Source organism: Bacillus sp. MT94, assembly GCF_058792475.1.
In genome coordinates, this window is the sequence record NZ_JBXAEZ010000006.1 from 135999 (window position 1) to 151708 (window position 15710).

The 15710-nt window shown below is 34.7% G+C and carries 20 protein-coding genes, 1 pseudogene and 1 riboswitch; of the genes and pseudogenes, 14 read left to right on the forward strand and 7 right to left on the reverse strand.

Features of this window, described 5'->3' with window-relative positions; all coding sequences use genetic code 11:
• The first annotated feature begins 107 nt into the window (after positions 1-107).
• Positions 108-946, forward strand: a pseudogene (locus AC1Q51_RS21650) (GNAT family N-acetyltransferase).
• Between the two features lie 42 nt (positions 947-988).
• On the opposite strand, the gene AC1Q51_RS21655 reads toward AC1Q51_RS21650, so the two are convergent.
• A complete protein-coding gene (locus tag AC1Q51_RS21655; protein ID WP_098289677.1) occupies positions 989-1549 on the reverse strand; it encodes a cysteine hydrolase family protein in 561 nt (186 codons plus the stop codon).
• Between the two features lie 182 nt (positions 1550-1731).
• Here AC1Q51_RS21655 and AC1Q51_RS21660 point away from each other — a divergent pair, with 182 nt between their 5' ends.
• Positions 1732-1992 (forward strand): DUF6123 family protein, encoded by a 261-nt coding sequence (locus AC1Q51_RS21660; protein ID WP_001195212.1) that lies wholly within the window; start codon positions 1732-1734, stop codon positions 1990-1992.
• Between the two features lie 2 nt (positions 1993-1994).
• On the opposite strand, the gene AC1Q51_RS21665 is transcribed toward AC1Q51_RS21660, so the two are convergent.
• From AC1Q51_RS21665 to AC1Q51_RS21675, 3 genes are all read right to left on the reverse strand, one after another.
• Positions 1995-2900, reverse strand: coding sequence for a DMT family transporter (locus tag AC1Q51_RS21665; RefSeq protein ID WP_141526254.1), 906 nt, complete (start codon positions 2898-2900; stop codon positions 1995-1997).
• Between the two features lie 13 nt (positions 2901-2913).
• Positions 2914-3300 (reverse strand): reverse transcriptase-like protein, encoded by a 387-nt coding sequence (locus AC1Q51_RS21670; protein ID WP_000573877.1) that lies wholly within the window; start codon positions 3298-3300, stop codon positions 2914-2916.
• 68 nt (positions 3301-3368) lie between these two features.
• Positions 3369-4241, reverse strand: coding sequence for an aldose 1-epimerase family protein (locus AC1Q51_RS21675; protein WP_053564860.1), 873 nt, complete (start codon positions 4239-4241; stop codon positions 3369-3371).
• Between the two features lie 132 nt (positions 4242-4373).
• A riboswitch (PreQ1 riboswitch) is annotated at positions 4374-4418 on the forward strand.
• Positions 4419-4424: 6 nt separating this feature from the next.
• On the opposite strand from AC1Q51_RS21675, the gene AC1Q51_RS21680 reads away from it, so the two are divergent.
• The 3 genes from AC1Q51_RS21680 to AC1Q51_RS21690 all read left to right on the forward strand — a co-directional run bounded on the left by AC1Q51_RS21680 (position 4425) and on the right by AC1Q51_RS21690 (position 5910).
• The gene (locus tag AC1Q51_RS21680; protein ID WP_001026474.1) at positions 4425-4910 is read left to right on the forward strand and encodes a QueT transporter family protein; all 486 of its coding nucleotides are present in this window, start codon (positions 4425-4427) and stop codon (positions 4908-4910) included.
• A 151-nt stretch (positions 4911-5061) separates the two neighbouring features.
• Positions 5062-5721 carry a ribonuclease H family protein gene (locus tag AC1Q51_RS21685; RefSeq protein WP_000875548.1) on the forward strand — a complete coding sequence of 220 codons (660 nt, stop codon included), beginning with the start codon at positions 5062-5064 and terminating at the stop codon, positions 5719-5721.
• 12 nt (positions 5722-5733) lie between these two features.
• Positions 5734-5910 carry a zinc-finger domain-containing protein gene (locus tag AC1Q51_RS21690; RefSeq protein WP_000358801.1) on the forward strand — a complete coding sequence of 59 codons (177 nt, stop codon included), beginning with the start codon at positions 5734-5736 and terminating at the stop codon, positions 5908-5910.
• Between the two features lie 33 nt (positions 5911-5943).
• Here AC1Q51_RS21690 and AC1Q51_RS21695 read toward each other — a convergent pair whose 3' ends face one another.
• Positions 5944-6192 (reverse strand): DUF2564 family protein, encoded by a 249-nt coding sequence (locus tag AC1Q51_RS21695; RefSeq protein ID WP_000534400.1) that lies wholly within the window; start codon positions 6190-6192, stop codon positions 5944-5946.
• A 119-nt stretch (positions 6193-6311) separates the two neighbouring features.
• Positions 6312-6509 (reverse strand): cold shock-like protein CspB, encoded by a 198-nt coding sequence (gene cspB, locus AC1Q51_RS21700; RefSeq protein ID WP_001161731.1) that lies wholly within the window; start codon positions 6507-6509, stop codon positions 6312-6314.
• A 261-nt stretch (positions 6510-6770) separates the two neighbouring features.
• On the opposite strand from cspB, the gene AC1Q51_RS21705 reads away from it, so the two are divergent.
• From AC1Q51_RS21705 to AC1Q51_RS21740, 8 genes are all read left to right on the forward strand, one after another.
• A complete protein-coding gene (locus AC1Q51_RS21705) occupies positions 6771-7499 on the forward strand; it encodes a YqcI/YcgG family protein (RefSeq protein WP_061660303.1) in 729 nt (242 codons plus the stop codon).
• Positions 7500-7513: 14 nt separating this feature from the next.
• Positions 7514-8257 carry a LysE family transporter gene (locus tag AC1Q51_RS21710; protein WP_139062871.1) on the forward strand — a complete coding sequence of 248 codons (744 nt, stop codon included), beginning with the start codon at positions 7514-7516 and terminating at the stop codon, positions 8255-8257.
• A 19-nt stretch (positions 8258-8276) separates the two neighbouring features.
• Entirely contained in the window at positions 8277-8570 is a 294-nt protein-coding gene (locus AC1Q51_RS21715) for a hypothetical protein (protein ID WP_000286361.1), read from the forward strand.
• Between the two features lie 78 nt (positions 8571-8648).
• A complete protein-coding gene (locus tag AC1Q51_RS21720) occupies positions 8649-9278 on the forward strand; it encodes a sterol desaturase family protein (protein ID WP_000755393.1) in 630 nt (209 codons plus the stop codon).
• Between the two features lie 221 nt (positions 9279-9499).
• Positions 9500-9841: a DUF485 domain-containing protein gene (locus tag AC1Q51_RS21725; protein ID WP_000817372.1), complete on the forward strand. Its 342-nt coding sequence runs from the start codon at positions 9500-9502 to the stop codon at positions 9839-9841.
• A gap of 2 nt (positions 9842-9843) precedes the next feature.
• A complete protein-coding gene (locus AC1Q51_RS21730; RefSeq protein ID WP_001098239.1) occupies positions 9844-11394 on the forward strand; it encodes a solute symporter family protein in 1551 nt (516 codons plus the stop codon).
• A gap of 191 nt (positions 11395-11585) precedes the next feature.
• On the forward strand, positions 11586-12935 hold the full coding sequence (locus tag AC1Q51_RS21735; protein WP_492331709.1) for an aspartate aminotransferase family protein: 1350 nt from the start codon (positions 11586-11588) through the stop codon (positions 12933-12935).
• Positions 12936-12999: 64 nt separating this feature from the next.
• Entirely contained in the window at positions 13000-13278 is a 279-nt protein-coding gene (locus AC1Q51_RS21740) for a DUF3986 family protein (RefSeq protein ID WP_000417068.1), read from the forward strand.
• Between the two features lie 62 nt (positions 13279-13340).
• Here AC1Q51_RS21740 and AC1Q51_RS21745 read toward each other — a convergent pair whose 3' ends face one another.
• The gene (locus AC1Q51_RS21745) at positions 13341-14504 is read right to left on the reverse strand and encodes a cation:proton antiporter (protein WP_000393901.1); all 1164 of its coding nucleotides are present in this window, start codon (positions 14502-14504) and stop codon (positions 13341-13343) included.
• 269 nt (positions 14505-14773) lie between these two features.
• On the opposite strand from AC1Q51_RS21745, the gene AC1Q51_RS21750 reads away from it, so the two are divergent.
• Positions 14774-15619 carry a MerR family transcriptional regulator gene (locus tag AC1Q51_RS21750; RefSeq protein ID WP_000925940.1) on the forward strand — a complete coding sequence of 282 codons (846 nt, stop codon included), beginning with the start codon at positions 14774-14776 and terminating at the stop codon, positions 15617-15619.
• The last annotated feature ends 91 nt before the right edge of the window (positions 15620-15710 follow it).

Below are 15710 nucleotides of genomic sequence, written 5' to 3' on the forward strand. Positions count from 1 at the left end.
ACAATATAGTCTTGGTCAAAATAACATATGTATGTGACAAATGAATGGAAACATGTACAAGTTGATTTAGTAATAATGATTTAAATGTCTAGATAAGGGGATGGAGTATGATTGAATTGGAAATTAGGGTGGAGCGTCTTAGGAAAGAACAAATAGGCGATATTGTAGCATTATCTTCTTATATTGGCTGGGATTATAACAGAGAAGAAATTGATACAGTTTTTAACTCAGGTATTGTATACGGCGTATGGAATGAGCGAAAGGAACTTATTGCTAGCGCAGCAATAATATTATACGGGGAGGCGTTGGCATCTATCGGAATGGTAATTGTACATCCAGATTATAAGGGAAGAGGAATAGGAAGGGTGATAACGAATTCATGCATGAACAGCGTATCAGCTCAAACTCCAATTATGCTTATTGCTACGGATGAAGGGAAGCCCTTATATGAAAAATTAGGATTTAGGGTAGTAAGCTATGTTTCTAAATATATTTGTAACTCGTACAATGCGAATCATAAATGTGCAGAAAATGAAGAATGTATGATGGTTTATAAAGAGGGTGATTTAGAAGGGATAATAAAAATAGATGAAGGCGCATTTGGGACAAGCCGAAACGAGTTTTTAAAACAAAGAATTATGCAAAGTGAGCAGTGTGTCGTTGTAAAGGATACGGTTTAAGTATACAAACGCCAGAAAATAAAATAGTAGGACCAGTCGTTGCTAAAAATAATGCGATGGCAATGAGAATAGTACATGATTTAGCAAGAGGGCATAATGGAAAATTAAGAATGGATGTACCAGAAGGGAAGAACGATTTCATGAAAGAATTAGAGACTGCTGGTTTTAAAAAGGTGAATACACCGCCAATTATGATGAAAAATAGTAATCGGTTATTAAAAAGAAATGGTGAACTATATAGTATTGCAGCGCAAATTTTTGGATAAAGAAAGAATCCTTTTAAATGAAGGATTCTTTTTTGAGCTAATTTAATCACGATATTGGTCATGAGTTGGCTGAAAGAGGTCTTCCTCGATGTCTCTCACCATAGAAAAATGATCAACGTTATAATGACCGTGTAAAGTTTTATTGTGATGACCAATAATTTGCTCTGCAGACAATACGTTAGAATCAGTTGTTGAATGACCGTTTTTAATTAATGTAACGTCAAATCCTTTTACAGTTGCTGTCCTAACGGCAGTGTCGATGCAATGTTCTGTTTTACATCCGCCTATAACGATATGGTTAATTTTTTCTTCTTTTAAAAGTTCGAGTAAAGAAGTGCCATAGAATGCGTTTGTTGCTGCTTTATTAATAAGGATTGCAGACTGAGGTACTTTAATTTGATTATGTACTTCAAATCCTTCTCCGCTGCCAGAAGCAACATCGATATCTCTTACGAAAACAATAAGAGCATTTGAATCTATTGCTTTCTGCAGTGCTATATTTAGTGTAGATAATAGCTCGGTTTTACGAAAAACTTCATTTTCTTGCTCATTTCCATCAATTAATTCTTGTTGAGCGTCGATAATTAATAGTGCTTGTTTCATCGTGTCTCCCCTTTAATATGAAATAAGTTCCACTTTACATATTCCTTCAGATTGTTAGAAAATCCTCCATTGTAAGCGAAGTAGAAGATTGATTTACAAAGTTGTCAAAGAAATTTCATTCTCATAGCGTGTAAAAACATGTATCATAGGAGATGGAGAATTTTTGAGTAGGTGGGAATAACATGCAAACAGTAGAAGATTATCTTTCATTCTTACATACGAAAGGATTTAAATTATCAGAGGAAGCGCAAGGGTTTATTATGTTCGGACAAGGATATACTGGTGCGTCTGATGGGATTGTGAACGCAGCAATAGAAGCGACAATTAAACATCAATTACAGTTTGATGGTAGTTATTTCGTTGCGTTATTAGAACGATTGAAAGAGGAAGAAATTACAGATAAAAAAAGCGCTAAGGCTTTTATGCGGAAGTTACAAGCGTAACTTCACGCAGCCTGCGCTTCTTTTTTTGTTTTGGAAGGTAATTCAACAAAAATCATGCCTAGGAATATACAGAGGCATCCGATAATAGCAGAAATAGAAAGTTGTTCGTTTGCAACGAGAACGCCTGTTAAGGCAGCAAAAACGGGTTCCATGGCGAAAATGATTGCTACTCTCGTTGGAGACGTATGTTTTTGTGCTGATGTTTGAATGAAAAAAGCAATGGATGTCGCAAATAGGGAAGTTAAAAATAGAGCGAATAAAAAGGAAGAATTCGTCCATAGTACTACTGAAAATATTTTTTCCCAATCTTCAAACAAGAAAGCGCAAATAGAAGAAAATATACCAACAGCTAATACTTGAGATGTGCTTAATAATAAAGGTGATATTTTTTTAGAAAAGAAGCCGTTAATAAGAATATGGGCAGCGAAAGCGACTGCACAACCGAGAACAAGTATATCTCCTATATTTAATTGGAAAGAATCAGCAGCTGTTAATAAGTATAAACCCGTTGTAGCTACAGCAATACCAAGTACGATGAAAATGGTAGCTTTTTGTTTTAAAAAGATAAATGATAAGATTGGGACCATAACAATGCTTAGCCCAGTTAAGAAACCTGCTTTTGAAGATGTTGTATAGAGTAAGCCAAATGTTTGCAATAAATAACCGACAAATAAGAAAAAACCAACGATTATCCCTGCCGTGCTACTATGTTTTATATCTTGTTTTGAAGTTTTTTGTGAGAAAATAATTTGAACGAATAATAAAATAATTCCAGCGAATAAAAAGCGAATACCATTAAACGTAAATGGACCAACGAAAGACATAGCGTTTTGAACGACAACAAACGTAGCTCCCCAAATAAAAGAGACAAATAATAAAGCAAGAGGAGCAATCCACTCTTTTTTCACACTCATACCCCCGTTAATTTTGTAATATAGCTTTTCTAGCTAATTCATCAGCTACTTTATTTTGACTACTTGGAATCCACTTAATAAAAAAGAGATCGAAGTTTTTTATGTACTGCAGTGCTTCATCTAAAAGAGGTGCAAATATTTTATTTTTTGCGTATTCCTTTTCAACAGCCCGTTCGACAAGCTGGGAATCTGTACGAAAAGAGACAGTGCTATAATTATGCTCGATGCAATATTTTAATGCTAGAAGTAAAGCGCGGTATTCTGCTTCATGATTGGACATTGTTCCAAGTGGTAATGATAATTGTACAGGTGGCTGAACGCCTTTAATAAACACTCCTGCACCAGAAGGACCAGGATTTCCTTTTGATGCACCATCAATATATACTTCAATCAAAATGAGAAACCTCCAAATTATAAGATTATCCCCTACTTAAATGCTTTTTGAAGTAGGGGATAGAGTAGTTATCCGATTGTGATGCTATAACGACATGTAAATGTTTCATTCGCTTGTAACGATTGAATTCCCTTTTTGTCCTTGAAATCTTTTGCTGGATTTATTTCGTCAGCGATTCCATACCAAGGTTCAATACATAAGAAAGGTGCGTTATCCCCTGGTGTCCATACGCCGACAAATGGGAAGCCATCAAATTCTACTTTTACAAATTTATTATGTTTATGAGAACGAATCGAAATTTCATTCGTATTCATATTTTCAAAAATAAGCGCATCATTTTTGAATAAATCATATGTAAGTGGCAATTCAGTTGTATTTTCAGCGATTAATTGCTTTTTGTTTGAAAGATAAGGTCCTTCTAATACGCTTGTTTCTAAGCGTTCCGAACCATTAAACGATAAATGATAATCTGTAAATGATTCACCATCCAATAAAGGGAAGTTGAAGCCAGGATGTGCTCCGATTGAGAAGAACATCTCTTTTGAAGTAGGATTGTTTACTTCATATGTTACATGAACGATTTGTCCATCTAGCTCATAAGAAACGAGTAGTTCGAATTCGTATGGGTATTTTTTTAATGTTTCTTCATTACTAGTAACGATATAAGTGATTTTTGTTTCGCTTTGTTCTTTCACAGAGAAAGTAAGATCACGAGCGAAACCGTGTTGTGTTAATGAATATGATTTACCGTCTACGTAGTATGTATTATCTACTAATCGGCCGACAATTGGGAACAAAATTGGTGCACGGCGTCCCCAATAAGTAGAATCACCTTGCCATAAATATTCTGTGTTGTCTTCTTTTAAGCGAACGCTCTGTAATTCTGCACCTTTGTCAGAAATGGAAACGATCACTTTTTCATTTTGAATTGTTGCTGTCATGAAGTGAAACCTCCTAAATCTTTCATATGTTTCATTATACGTTGTCTAAAAGGAAAAAGGTAGTTTATGATAGGAATCTATTGACGAAAGAGGGGCTACCACGTAAAATATAATCTTGTTGCTTAAAAAACGAATAACGTGGTTCGAAACCATCCCACGTAAAAAAACTAAGGAGATTTTGTCATGAATATTAGAACTTTAGTCGGTAATGGTATTTTAGCGGCATTATATATTGCTGTTTCTATGCTTATTCAGCCATTTGGCTTTACGAATGTACAATTTCGTATTTCAGAGATGTTTAATCATCTCGTTGTATTTAACAAGAAAGCAATTTACGGAATTGTATTAGGTGTATTTTTAACGAATCTCTTTTTCTCACCTATGATCGCTTACGATTTAGTATTTGGAGTAGGGCAATCTATTCTTGCGTTAGTTGCAACGATTATTTCTATGCGATTTATTAAAGGTGTTTGGGCTCGTATGATTTTTAATACAGTTATCTTTACGATTACAATGTTTATGATTGCAATTGAACTTCATCTTGCATTGGGTTTACCATTTATGTTGTCTTGGTTAACTTGTGCAATCGGTGAATTTGTTGTCATGGCGATCGGTATGCCTGTAATGTACTGGATTAATAAGCGAGTACAATTTGAAAGATTTATGTAATAGATGAAAGAGCTATTCCTATAGGGATAGCTCTTTTTGTATGTAATCATATTGAATATAATGCTGTGACTCTAGATAAAATATAATAAAATAAAGTGAGGCTTCAATTAGCCGGATATATATAAGAAGTCTTACATAAGGGGAATGTAGTATGAAATATAAAATTCATTGGTTGTATAAAACGAAGCGTGGATTGCAGACGGAATTAACAACAGAGTATATGAACATAGAAGAAGTACTTCAATTTGCAGAGGATTTTGAGAAAACAGGAAGAGCTAAGGAACTTTTATTTTACGATGAAATGGACGCAGAATGGTCATTAAAAGAGATGAAAAAGTTAAGTAAGCAAGTAGAGGAAGAGCCCCAAGAAATACTCGTTTATTTTGATGGGGGGTATGATGTGCAAACGAAAGAAGCTGGCGTTGGTATATGTGTGTATTATAAAAAAGGAAATACAAACTACCGCATTCGCCGCAATGCATATATAGAAGGTATATATGATAATAATGAAGCGGAATATGCATCATTATTATACGGTATGAATATACTCGAGGAACTAGGGATTAAGTATGAAGCAGTTACACTTCGCGGAGATTCACAAGTGGTACTGCAGCAATTAGCCGGAGAATGGCCTTGTTATGATGAGCATTTAAATCATTATTTAGATCAAATTGAACAAAAGGCGAAGCAAATGAAATTAAAACTTGTATGTGAACCGATATCTAGAAAACAAAATAAAGAAGCACATCAATTAGCAACGCAAGCATTAGAAGGGACAGTCATTGATAGTCATAAAGAAATAACCGAATAGAGAGGTGCAAAGGTGGATAAAAAGCAACTCATTACAGAGGTAAATGACTTATTAGAAACATATTGTGAAGGATGTTTCTTGCGAGAACATAATCGAAAGACAAATAGTAAGTATTATGCTCATTCATTTTGTATAAGACAATGTACAGTTGGAGAAACATTGAAAAAGTATGGAGAACAGTTGTCATAAAAAAACATCCAGAGAAAATTCTCTGGATGTTTTTTAGTGCTTTGCTTCGTTTAATTGCTGCTCGCATTTGCTTAGTTTCTTTTCCTCGTTCATTAAAAATGGTTCATCTAAATCTACTGCAACAGATTTCATAATTTCAAGCTGTGAGCGAGCTGCTTCTACTGCAGTAGTAGCATGCTCTAATGTATCTGGATCCATTGAAATTGTTGCTGATCCTACCATTTTTTGTGCTGTTTCTACACGGAATTTTACTTCTTCAAAATCATTTACTTCTGATCCCATTGTTACTGCCTCCTTTGTATATTGCGCATTTCACATAGTTTTTGCTCTGTAAAACGGAAATATACAAAGGAATAATAAAGGAGGTTACCAAGTAAGGTAACCTCCTGTTATATGTTGGATTAAAGTTTTACTACGTTAGCAGCTTGAGGTCCACGGTTACCTTCAGTAATGTCGAAAGATACTTCTTGACCTTCTTCTAAAGCTTTGTAGCCGTCTCCTTGAATAGCGGAGAAATGTACGAATACATCGTCAGCGCCTTCCATTTCGATAAATCCAAAACCTTTTTCGTTGTTAAACCATTTTACTTTTCCTTGCATGTTATAATTCCTCCTAAAAGCGTTTACTATTTTCATTTAGTGAAATTCATTTGAAAAATAATATAAACTAAAAATGCTATATTCTTGAATATTCTGCTAAATGATTAATTTAAATATACACGAATTGGGAGAATTTAGTCAAGTAAGCGATTTTATTTTTTGTATTTTTAAATAATTTTTCAGTCGAATTTTTAAATAGGTATAGGACAGGCCGAGTATGTAATATTCTTAATTGAATGCTATACATAATGAGGTGAAAGAATGAATAAGTCTTATTTATTAGATAATGAAGGAATAAGAACGAGAACCGACATACCGGATTGGGTTGCAAAAGAATTTGAGATTTTTTCAAGTGTCGTGTTAGAACCAACTTTTCCATGTTATTTCGGTTTAACAGCTTTGAAAAAGAATGAACTTCGTTATTCATTTCTTTCTCATAATGATTGGAGTCATTTGCCGCATACAATGTTATCTTTTTTAGAGTTAATGAAAGAGAGGCCGATTGTAAGAAGGGGCTTTTTCCTTTTTATAGAACCGGAATGTGAAGAACAATCACTCGAATATTACCGCGATTCTTTTTGGAAAGTGCTACAGTATTTGCATGAAAACGATGATCAAGCATGGCCAAAGCAAATTCCTGAAGATCCAGACCATTATTTATGGGAATTTTCATTTGGTGGTGAGCCAATATTCGCATTTGGAAATGCGCCAGCTTATAAACAACGAAAAACTAGACATTTAGGGAATGCTCTCGTTATTGGGTTTCAGCCACGCACTATTTTTGATGGATTAGAGGGAGATCGTCCTAAAGGAGCATATTCAAGACAAATGGTCCGTGAGCGAGTTGAAAAGTGGGATCAATTGCCGAAACATCCTAACATTAGTCATTATGGTGACCCAGAGCATCGTGAATGGAAACAATATTTCATAGGAGACGATGTAGAACCAATAAAAGGGAAATGCCCTTTTCTTCATAAGATAAAAAAGTAAGAGCCATCACCTAGATGGCTCTTTTGTATATTTTGGATAAAAAAGGGTATTTTATTACGAAAGCTAGTCTATTTTTTCAAATTACATCATTAACTAGTAGTAAAGAGAGTAGAAAGGATAGAGCGATGATTGGAGCAATTATACAGCAAATTGTATTAGGTATATCATTAGCTGCGCCAGTAGGGCCGATTAATATTGAAATGTTAAAACGAGGAATTGAACGTGGGTTTTGGCACGCTTGGGTTGTTGGAATTGGTGGAATGACTGCAGATGTTTTATTTATGCTTCTCATTTATTTCGGTTTATCTTCTGTGTTTATGTATACATATGTACAAGCCTTCATGTATTGCACGGGTTTTTTCTTGTTATTTTATTTAGGATTTCAAAGTGTAAAACAAGGAATTTTCGAATCGAATATGGAATATAAAAAAGAAGAGGTAGGTGGCCTTAAGCAATCGTTTATGGCAGGGTTTTTAATTGCGATATCCAATCCATTAAATCTTGTTTTTTGGTTTGGTATATACGGAAGTACACTTAGCTCATTACTTACGAAGGTAACGAAACAAGAAGCTTTTTTGTACAGTCTTTGCATTATTGTTGGTATTATTTTATGGAATTTAAATATTGCATTTTCTGTACATTTTGGAAGAACTTTATTAAAACCAAAAGCGCTGGGCTACATAACAGCCGGAGCAGGTATTATTTTAGTAGGTTACTCTATACATTTTGCATACAAAGCTTTACAGTTGTTCACATAAGATTGAAGGGGAGATTTTTATGTATCGAACCACTATTGACGGAAAAGAAATTATAATTACGTTAGCGCCAAAAATCCGAAAAGAAATTACTGATAGAAATCCACTATATGAAGCGGTATTTCATAATGCTGCAAGATTGCTACAAACAAAGCAACCGACGTTTGCAGTAAATCATGAAATATTTGGTCTCATTATTGGAGAAGTGCAAAGAGGAGAAGTAACAGTGTTTGCAGTGGAACATATTATTCCGAAGCAAAATATATTTGGACCAAATAATTTTTTCTCGACAATAGAACAGCAGGCAAATTTGTAAAGTGAATAGAATAAGAATAGAAAAGAAATAGTCGTAACGATATGTTGCGGCTGTTTTTTGGGAAAAGGGGGAAACAAGATGAAGAAAGTGGGGAAAGAGTTCTTTTTACAACATGATATCGTTATTATGTATAGCATTCTATTTATTTTCATTATTATTTTAAAAATGCAATTTTTCTCTTGGGTTGGCATGTTAGCATGTATGTTTGGGATTGTTTTCTATACACTTAATGAATATATGACACATCGTTTTTTATTCCATATAAAGCCACCTAAAAACACATTTCTATTAAAAATGTTAAGAAGATTACATTATGATCACCACGTATATCCAGAGGATTTAAAACTTTTGTTTTTACCTGTATGGTTTAGTATACCTAGTTTTACTATTTATTTGCTTATAGCATATGGTATTACAAAAAGTGTTACTATTACACTTTCATTTGGAATCGGAATGATTATCATGCTGCTCGTTTACGAATGGAAACATTATATTGCCCATAGACCGATTCGTCCCGTCACTAAGTTTGGAAGATGGCTAAAAAAACAACATATATTACACCATTATAAAAACGAAAAGTTTTGGTTCGGTGTTTCAAATCCAGTATTCGATTTTATATTTGGAACACTTAAAGACGGAAAAGATGTTGAGTTAAGCGAAACAGCTCGTAATTTGGAAAAGGAAAAAAAGACAAAAGTAGTGCGTTAAGCACTGCTTTTGTCTTAATGAAGAAAAAAAGTAAGGTGTCACTTTATTTTGAAAAAGTATATTAAAAATTTGGGGAAATTTGCCGAAAAATGTCTATCGAAAAATCTTTGCATGAATGTATGGATTGTCTAAAATGAGTATAAGTTTCTGAATATTTATAAAATTTAGTCTTTAGGTGTGCGAAGGGGAAGTGTATTTCAAGTAAGAGAGGGGATCGGTTAATGAAACGAGATGATACGTCAGCACGTAAGTTGCAAAATGAGGTGAATTATACAGAGGTCGTTCAGTCGGAAGAATTTCAATTGTTATTAAATACGAAAAAGAAGTTTATCGTTCCAATGAGTATTTTCTTTTTTAGTTTTTTTATTGCACTGCCTATTTTAACGTCGTATTCAAAGGTGCTTAATACACCTGCATTTGGTGACGTTACATGGGCGTGGGTATTTGCTTTTTCCCAATTTATCATGACATGGGCACTATGTATGATTTATAGCAAAAAAGCAGAATCATTTGATGAAATCTCCCGAAAAATTCTGCAAAACATGCAAAAAGGGAGGGGCTGAACTTGAATACTACTGCGTTTGCACTATTTTTAATTATCGTTCTTGGTACGCTAGTCATAACCTATTTTGCATCGAAAAAAACGAAAAATGCGAGTGAATTTTATACGGCCGGAGGGGGATTAACTGGTTGGCAAAATGGTCTAGCCATTGCTGGAGATTACATGTCTGCTGCTTCATTTCTTGGTATAGCCGGAGCAATCGCATTAACTGGGTTTGATGGATTCTTTTATAGTATCGGTTTTTTAGTTGCTTATTTAGTTGTACTGTATCTTGTTGCAGAACCGCTTAGAAATTTAGGAAAGTACACTTTGGCGGATATGATTGCAGCACGCTTTGATGCGAAAAAAGTTCGCGGAGTTGCAGCTCTTAATACGATGACGATTTCTATCTTTTACATGATTGCACAATTAGTTGGCGCGGGTGCACTTATTAAATTATTATTAGGGATTGAATATACGACATCTGTATTAATCGTTGGAACACTTATGACGGTGTATGTTATTTTTGGAGGTATGACAGCAACGAGCTGGGTACAAATTGTAAAGGCTGTATTACTTATGGCTGGTACGTTTATTATTTCTGTTATCGTTTTCGCAAAATTCAACTTCAGCGTGACTGAAATGTTCGCCCAAATGAAAACAGCTACACCTTTAAAAGATTCATTTTTAAATCCAGGTGTAAAGTATAAGGATGGTCTTGATACACTTTCTTTAAATTTAGGACTAGTACTTGGTACAGCTGGATTACCACATATACTAGTCCGCTTTTTTACAGTACGTGATGCAAAAACTGCACGTCAATCTGTCGTATATGCGACGTGGTTAATTGGTGCATTTTATATTATGACGATTTTCTTAGGATTTGGTGCGGCAGCGTTTGTAGGAAATGAAGCGATTATTAAAGCGAACCCAGCTGGTAATATGGCGGCACCTTTATTAGCCAAAGCGTTAGGTGGAGACTTCTTATTTGCTTTCGTATCAGCAATTGCTTTTGCAACGATTTTGGCTGTAGTGGCAGGTCTTGTATTAACAGCAGCATCAGCATTCGCTCATGATTTTTATAATGAAATCATTCGTAAAGGAAAATCAACGGAAAAAGAGCAAGTATCCATGGCTCGTTATGCATCTATTGGAGTAGCGATACTATCTATCATACTTGCATTATTTGCCCAAACATTAAACGTAGCATTTTTAGTATCATTAGCATTTGCAGTTGCAGCGAGTGCAAATCTACCAGTAATTTTATTTACAATATATTGGAAGCGTTTTAATACAACGGGTGCTATTTCGGGTATGATTGTAGGTCTTGTATCAGCAATTGTTCTTGTAGCGTTGAGTCCGAATGTTTGGAACCCTGTAGCTGGAAAAGCTATTTTTGTTGGGGAAGCGTTATTCCCATATACGACACCAGGAATTATTTCAATTCCACTCGGATTTCTTGCAGCATATTTAGGAACGGTTTTATCTAGTAAGAAAGAAGATGCAGCGAAATTTGATGAAATTCTAGTGAAATCTAATACTGGTCATGGCATTAGCGATGCGTCTTCACATTAAATAAAAGAGGAGCTTTTCGATAGATAAGAAAAGCTCTTTTTTCTTTTGTCATTTTCTTGTAAATATTACTGATTTGTAAGTAGGATTTGTCTTAATTTTGTGGAATGAAAATAGCAGGGAGAAATTTAAGTCATCATGGCACCAGCGCAGCTTTTGTGAAAAATAAGTTGTTATGGAAGGTGGAAGTAATGATGAAAACGAAGCAAACTGATGAATTATTAGCAAAAGATGAGCAATATGTTTGGCATGGAATGCGTCCCTTTAGTCCAAATAGTACAATGGTAGGGGCAAAAGCTGAAGGGTGCTGGGTTGAAGATATACAAGGAAAAAGATATTTAGATGGTATGAGTGGCCTTTGGTGTGTGAATAGTGGATATGGAAGAAAAGAGCTCGCAGAAGCGGCTTATAAGCAATTACAAACATTATCATACTTTCCAATGTCACAATCCCATGAGCCAGCTATAAAGCTTGCTGAAAAGTTAAATGAGTGGCTTGGGGGAGAGTATGTTATTTTCTTCTCAAATAGTGGTTCAGAAGCGAACGAAACAGCTTTTAAAATAGCAAGACAATACTATGCTCAAAAAGGTGAACCACATCGTTATAAATTTATGTCACGTTATCGTGGGTATCACGGGAATACAATGGCGACAATGGCAGCGACGGGACAAGCGCAGCGTAGATATCAATATGAGCCGTTTGCTTCAGGTTTTTTACATGTAACACCACCGGATTGTTATCGTATGCCTGAAATTGAAGGGCAGCATATTTATGATGTAGAATGTGTGAAAGAAGTCGATCGTGTTATGACGTGGGAATTAAGTGAAACAATTGCTGCGTTTATTATGGAACCTATTATTACAGGCGGGGGCATATTAATGCCACCACAAGACTATATGAAAGCTGTTCATGAGACGTGTCAAAAACACGGTGCCTTGCTTATTAGTGATGAAGTGATTTGCGGTTTTGGGCGTACAGGAAAAGCATTCGGATTTATGAATTATGATGTGAAGCCAGATATTATTACAATGGCAAAAGGTATTACGAGCGCATATTTACCATTATCTGCAACAGCTGTGAAAAAAGAAATATATGAGGTTTTTAAAGGTAAAGGAGAATATGAATTTTTCCGCCATATTAATACATTTGGTGGGAATCCAGCAGCTTGTGCATTAGCACTTAAAAATTTAGAGATTATGGAAAATGAAAATTTAATTGAGCGATCTGCACAAATGGGTTCCCTTTTATTAGAGCAACTAAAAGATGAAATTGGGGAACATCCACTTGTTGGGAATATTAGAGGAAAAGGTCTATTAGTTGGGATTGAATTAGTAAATGATAAAGAGACGAAAGAGCCAATTGATAATGATAAAATAGCAAGTGTTGTAAATGCTTGTAAAGAAAAGGGCTTAATTATAGGACGAAACGGTATGACAACAGCAGGATATAATAACGTTTTAACATTAGCGCCGCCGCTTATTATTTCAAGTGAAGAAATTGCCTTTGTTGTTGGAACGTTGAAGACAGCGATGGAGCGTATTTAATAAATAGAGAGAGGAGCGAGCTGTAATATAAGGCTCGCTCTTGTTTAGTAGGAGGGGACTTTTAATGGAGAAATATGATCCTAACAAACATTATCACATCGGATATTATGAAGACGGATATGATTTAGAAGTGACGGCGTACAAAAGAATAAATGAACCAGTTTGGGATGCTTATATTCCGCACTATGAGGCAGACGATTTTTATAAGAAAGTGGAGGGAATGAAGCTAGGTAAATATATAGATGATTATGGCATTATGGTGTATTCATTTGGGAATGATATTGATGATGATGAAGCACGAATTATTTTTGAAAAATGGTTAAAAAAGAACGGGATTGTTTAAAGATAAAACAAAAAGGAGATTGCTATCTTATAAAATAGCAATCTCCTTTTATTATAGTAAATTTATTTACTTGCTTTCATTGCTTTATCTTTTGCACCAAAAGTGTATTTTAACATTGGTGGTGTAATCATTGTAGTTAAAATAACGACAATAACGATTGCTGTAAAGTAATCTTGTGCCAATAGACCTGAAGAAAGTCCTGTTCCTGCGATGATAAGTGCAACTTCACCACGAGAAACCATTCCAGCACCGATAATTGCAGAAGACTTAGCGTCAAATCCAGTCATTCGAGCACCGAATCCACAGCCGATTAATTTCGTTAATACAGCGATAACAGTTAATGCTAAGATGAACCAAATTTGATTGCCGATACCGTCAAATGTAATATTCATACCGATACTAACGAAGAATACGGGAACGAACATAGCGTAAGCAATTGGTTCTACTTTCTTTTCTACTTCATGTTTGTAGTTTGTTTGAGAAATTGCAATACCAGCAGCGAAAGCACCGATAATACCAGCAATTCCTAATAATTCGCCGAAATATGCGAATGAGAAACAGATGATAAGAGCCGCGCTCACGATAGACTCAGATACGCGCAGTGGTGATAACCAGCGCATAATCGCAGGAACACCTTTCCATCCGATTAAAATAATAGAAGCGAAGAATACTACTTTCTTCAAGATAACCATTGTTAAGTTAACATCATCAGTACCTAAGAAGCTCATTGCAAATGCTAATAAAATAACAACAAGAATGTCATCAAATACAGCGGCTCCAAGCATCGTCGTACTTTCACGTGTTTTCATTTTACCTAAATCACGAAGTGTTTGTACGGAAATACTAACACTTGTCGCACATAGAAGTAATCCTAAGAATACAGCGTTTCCTTGTTCCATTCCCATCACAAGACCGGAAACGTAACCACCTACGAATGGAAGAATGATACCTCCGAGTGCAACTGCTAAAGAAGAATTACGATTTGCGTTTAATTCTTCTAAGTCTGTTTCAAGTCCAGCCATAAACATTAAAAGAATAACCCCGACATTACTTAATTGAGTTAGAAGCTCTGAATTTTCAATCCAACCTAATACAGCTGGACCGATAACTATACCGACAATTAATTTACCTAGTACAGAAGGTTGACCTAATCTAACACTAAGATCACCAGCAAGCTTTGTACTTAATAAAATAAGTGCAATTTGAAAGAAAAATTCGAATTCCATCTGATCCTCTCCTCGTCATTTTTAATTTTATAATACGATTTCTCGGAATTTGCCTAATGAAAATATGTAAAACCCATTAAACAAAAGGGTCTGATTACAAGTTCTTTTGAACTCGTAATTTGAACCTGTAATTAATATATAATAAAATTTATTAAAAATCAATGAAAAAATAGCAGATTTTCATGATGGAATTTGATTTAGGTATGAAGGGAATGGCTATATAATAAGAAGAAATAAGGCAATATTTTTAATGAATTGGAGAAGGAAACATGTTATTAAATAAACGCTTTACAATTGGAGAAATGGCAAAAATGCATAATATCGCAGAATCTACATTGAGGTATTATGATGAAAAAGGAATTTTTCATCCGTCCATTGTTGATCCTCAAACGAATTATCGTTATTATACAATCGATCAATTTTCACTGTTAGATACGATTAAATTTTTACGCCAGTTAAATATTCCGTTAAAGGAAATTAAGAAATATATTGATGAAAGAAATCCAACATACGCACTCAATTTACTGGAAAAACAACAAGAAATGATGCTGAAGAAACAAAGAGAAATTGAATATGCCTTAGCAAAAATGGAACATAGAATTCATTTAATTAAGGAAGCAACAAAAGCAAAAGCTGAACAAATGGTAATTAAAGAGATTCCGCAGCGGAAAATTACAGCAATTGCGGTTGCTCCAAATACGACGGATGATATGTTTGAGTACTACATCCATTCGTTGCAAAAAAATATGAGGCAAATGGATGATAGTTTATTTTCTGGAGATATTGGTGTAACTGTTGCGAAAAAAGGATTAATGCAAAATGAGTTTCAAGCATATAGTAGTGTTTTCATTCTTTTGGATTACATGCCCTTTCAAGTGAATAGTTCAGATGAAATTAAAGCAGGTATATTTGCCTGTGTATATCACCACGGGCCATATGAAGAAACTGATGAAACATATAAGAAATTAATAAAATATATTGATCAAGAAGGATATGAAATAGACGGAGATTCGATTGAGATTGCATTAATTGATTGGTCTGTAACAGAAAATCCAGAGGAGCAAGTAACAGAAATTCAAATTCCTATAATGAAAAAACAAAGCAATAAGTTATAGGACTCGTATAATTACAAATGAGCATCAAACGCGATAATTAAGTTACCTATTTTTTAATTCCCTATTGACCTTCAAGTTACTTGAAGGTTTA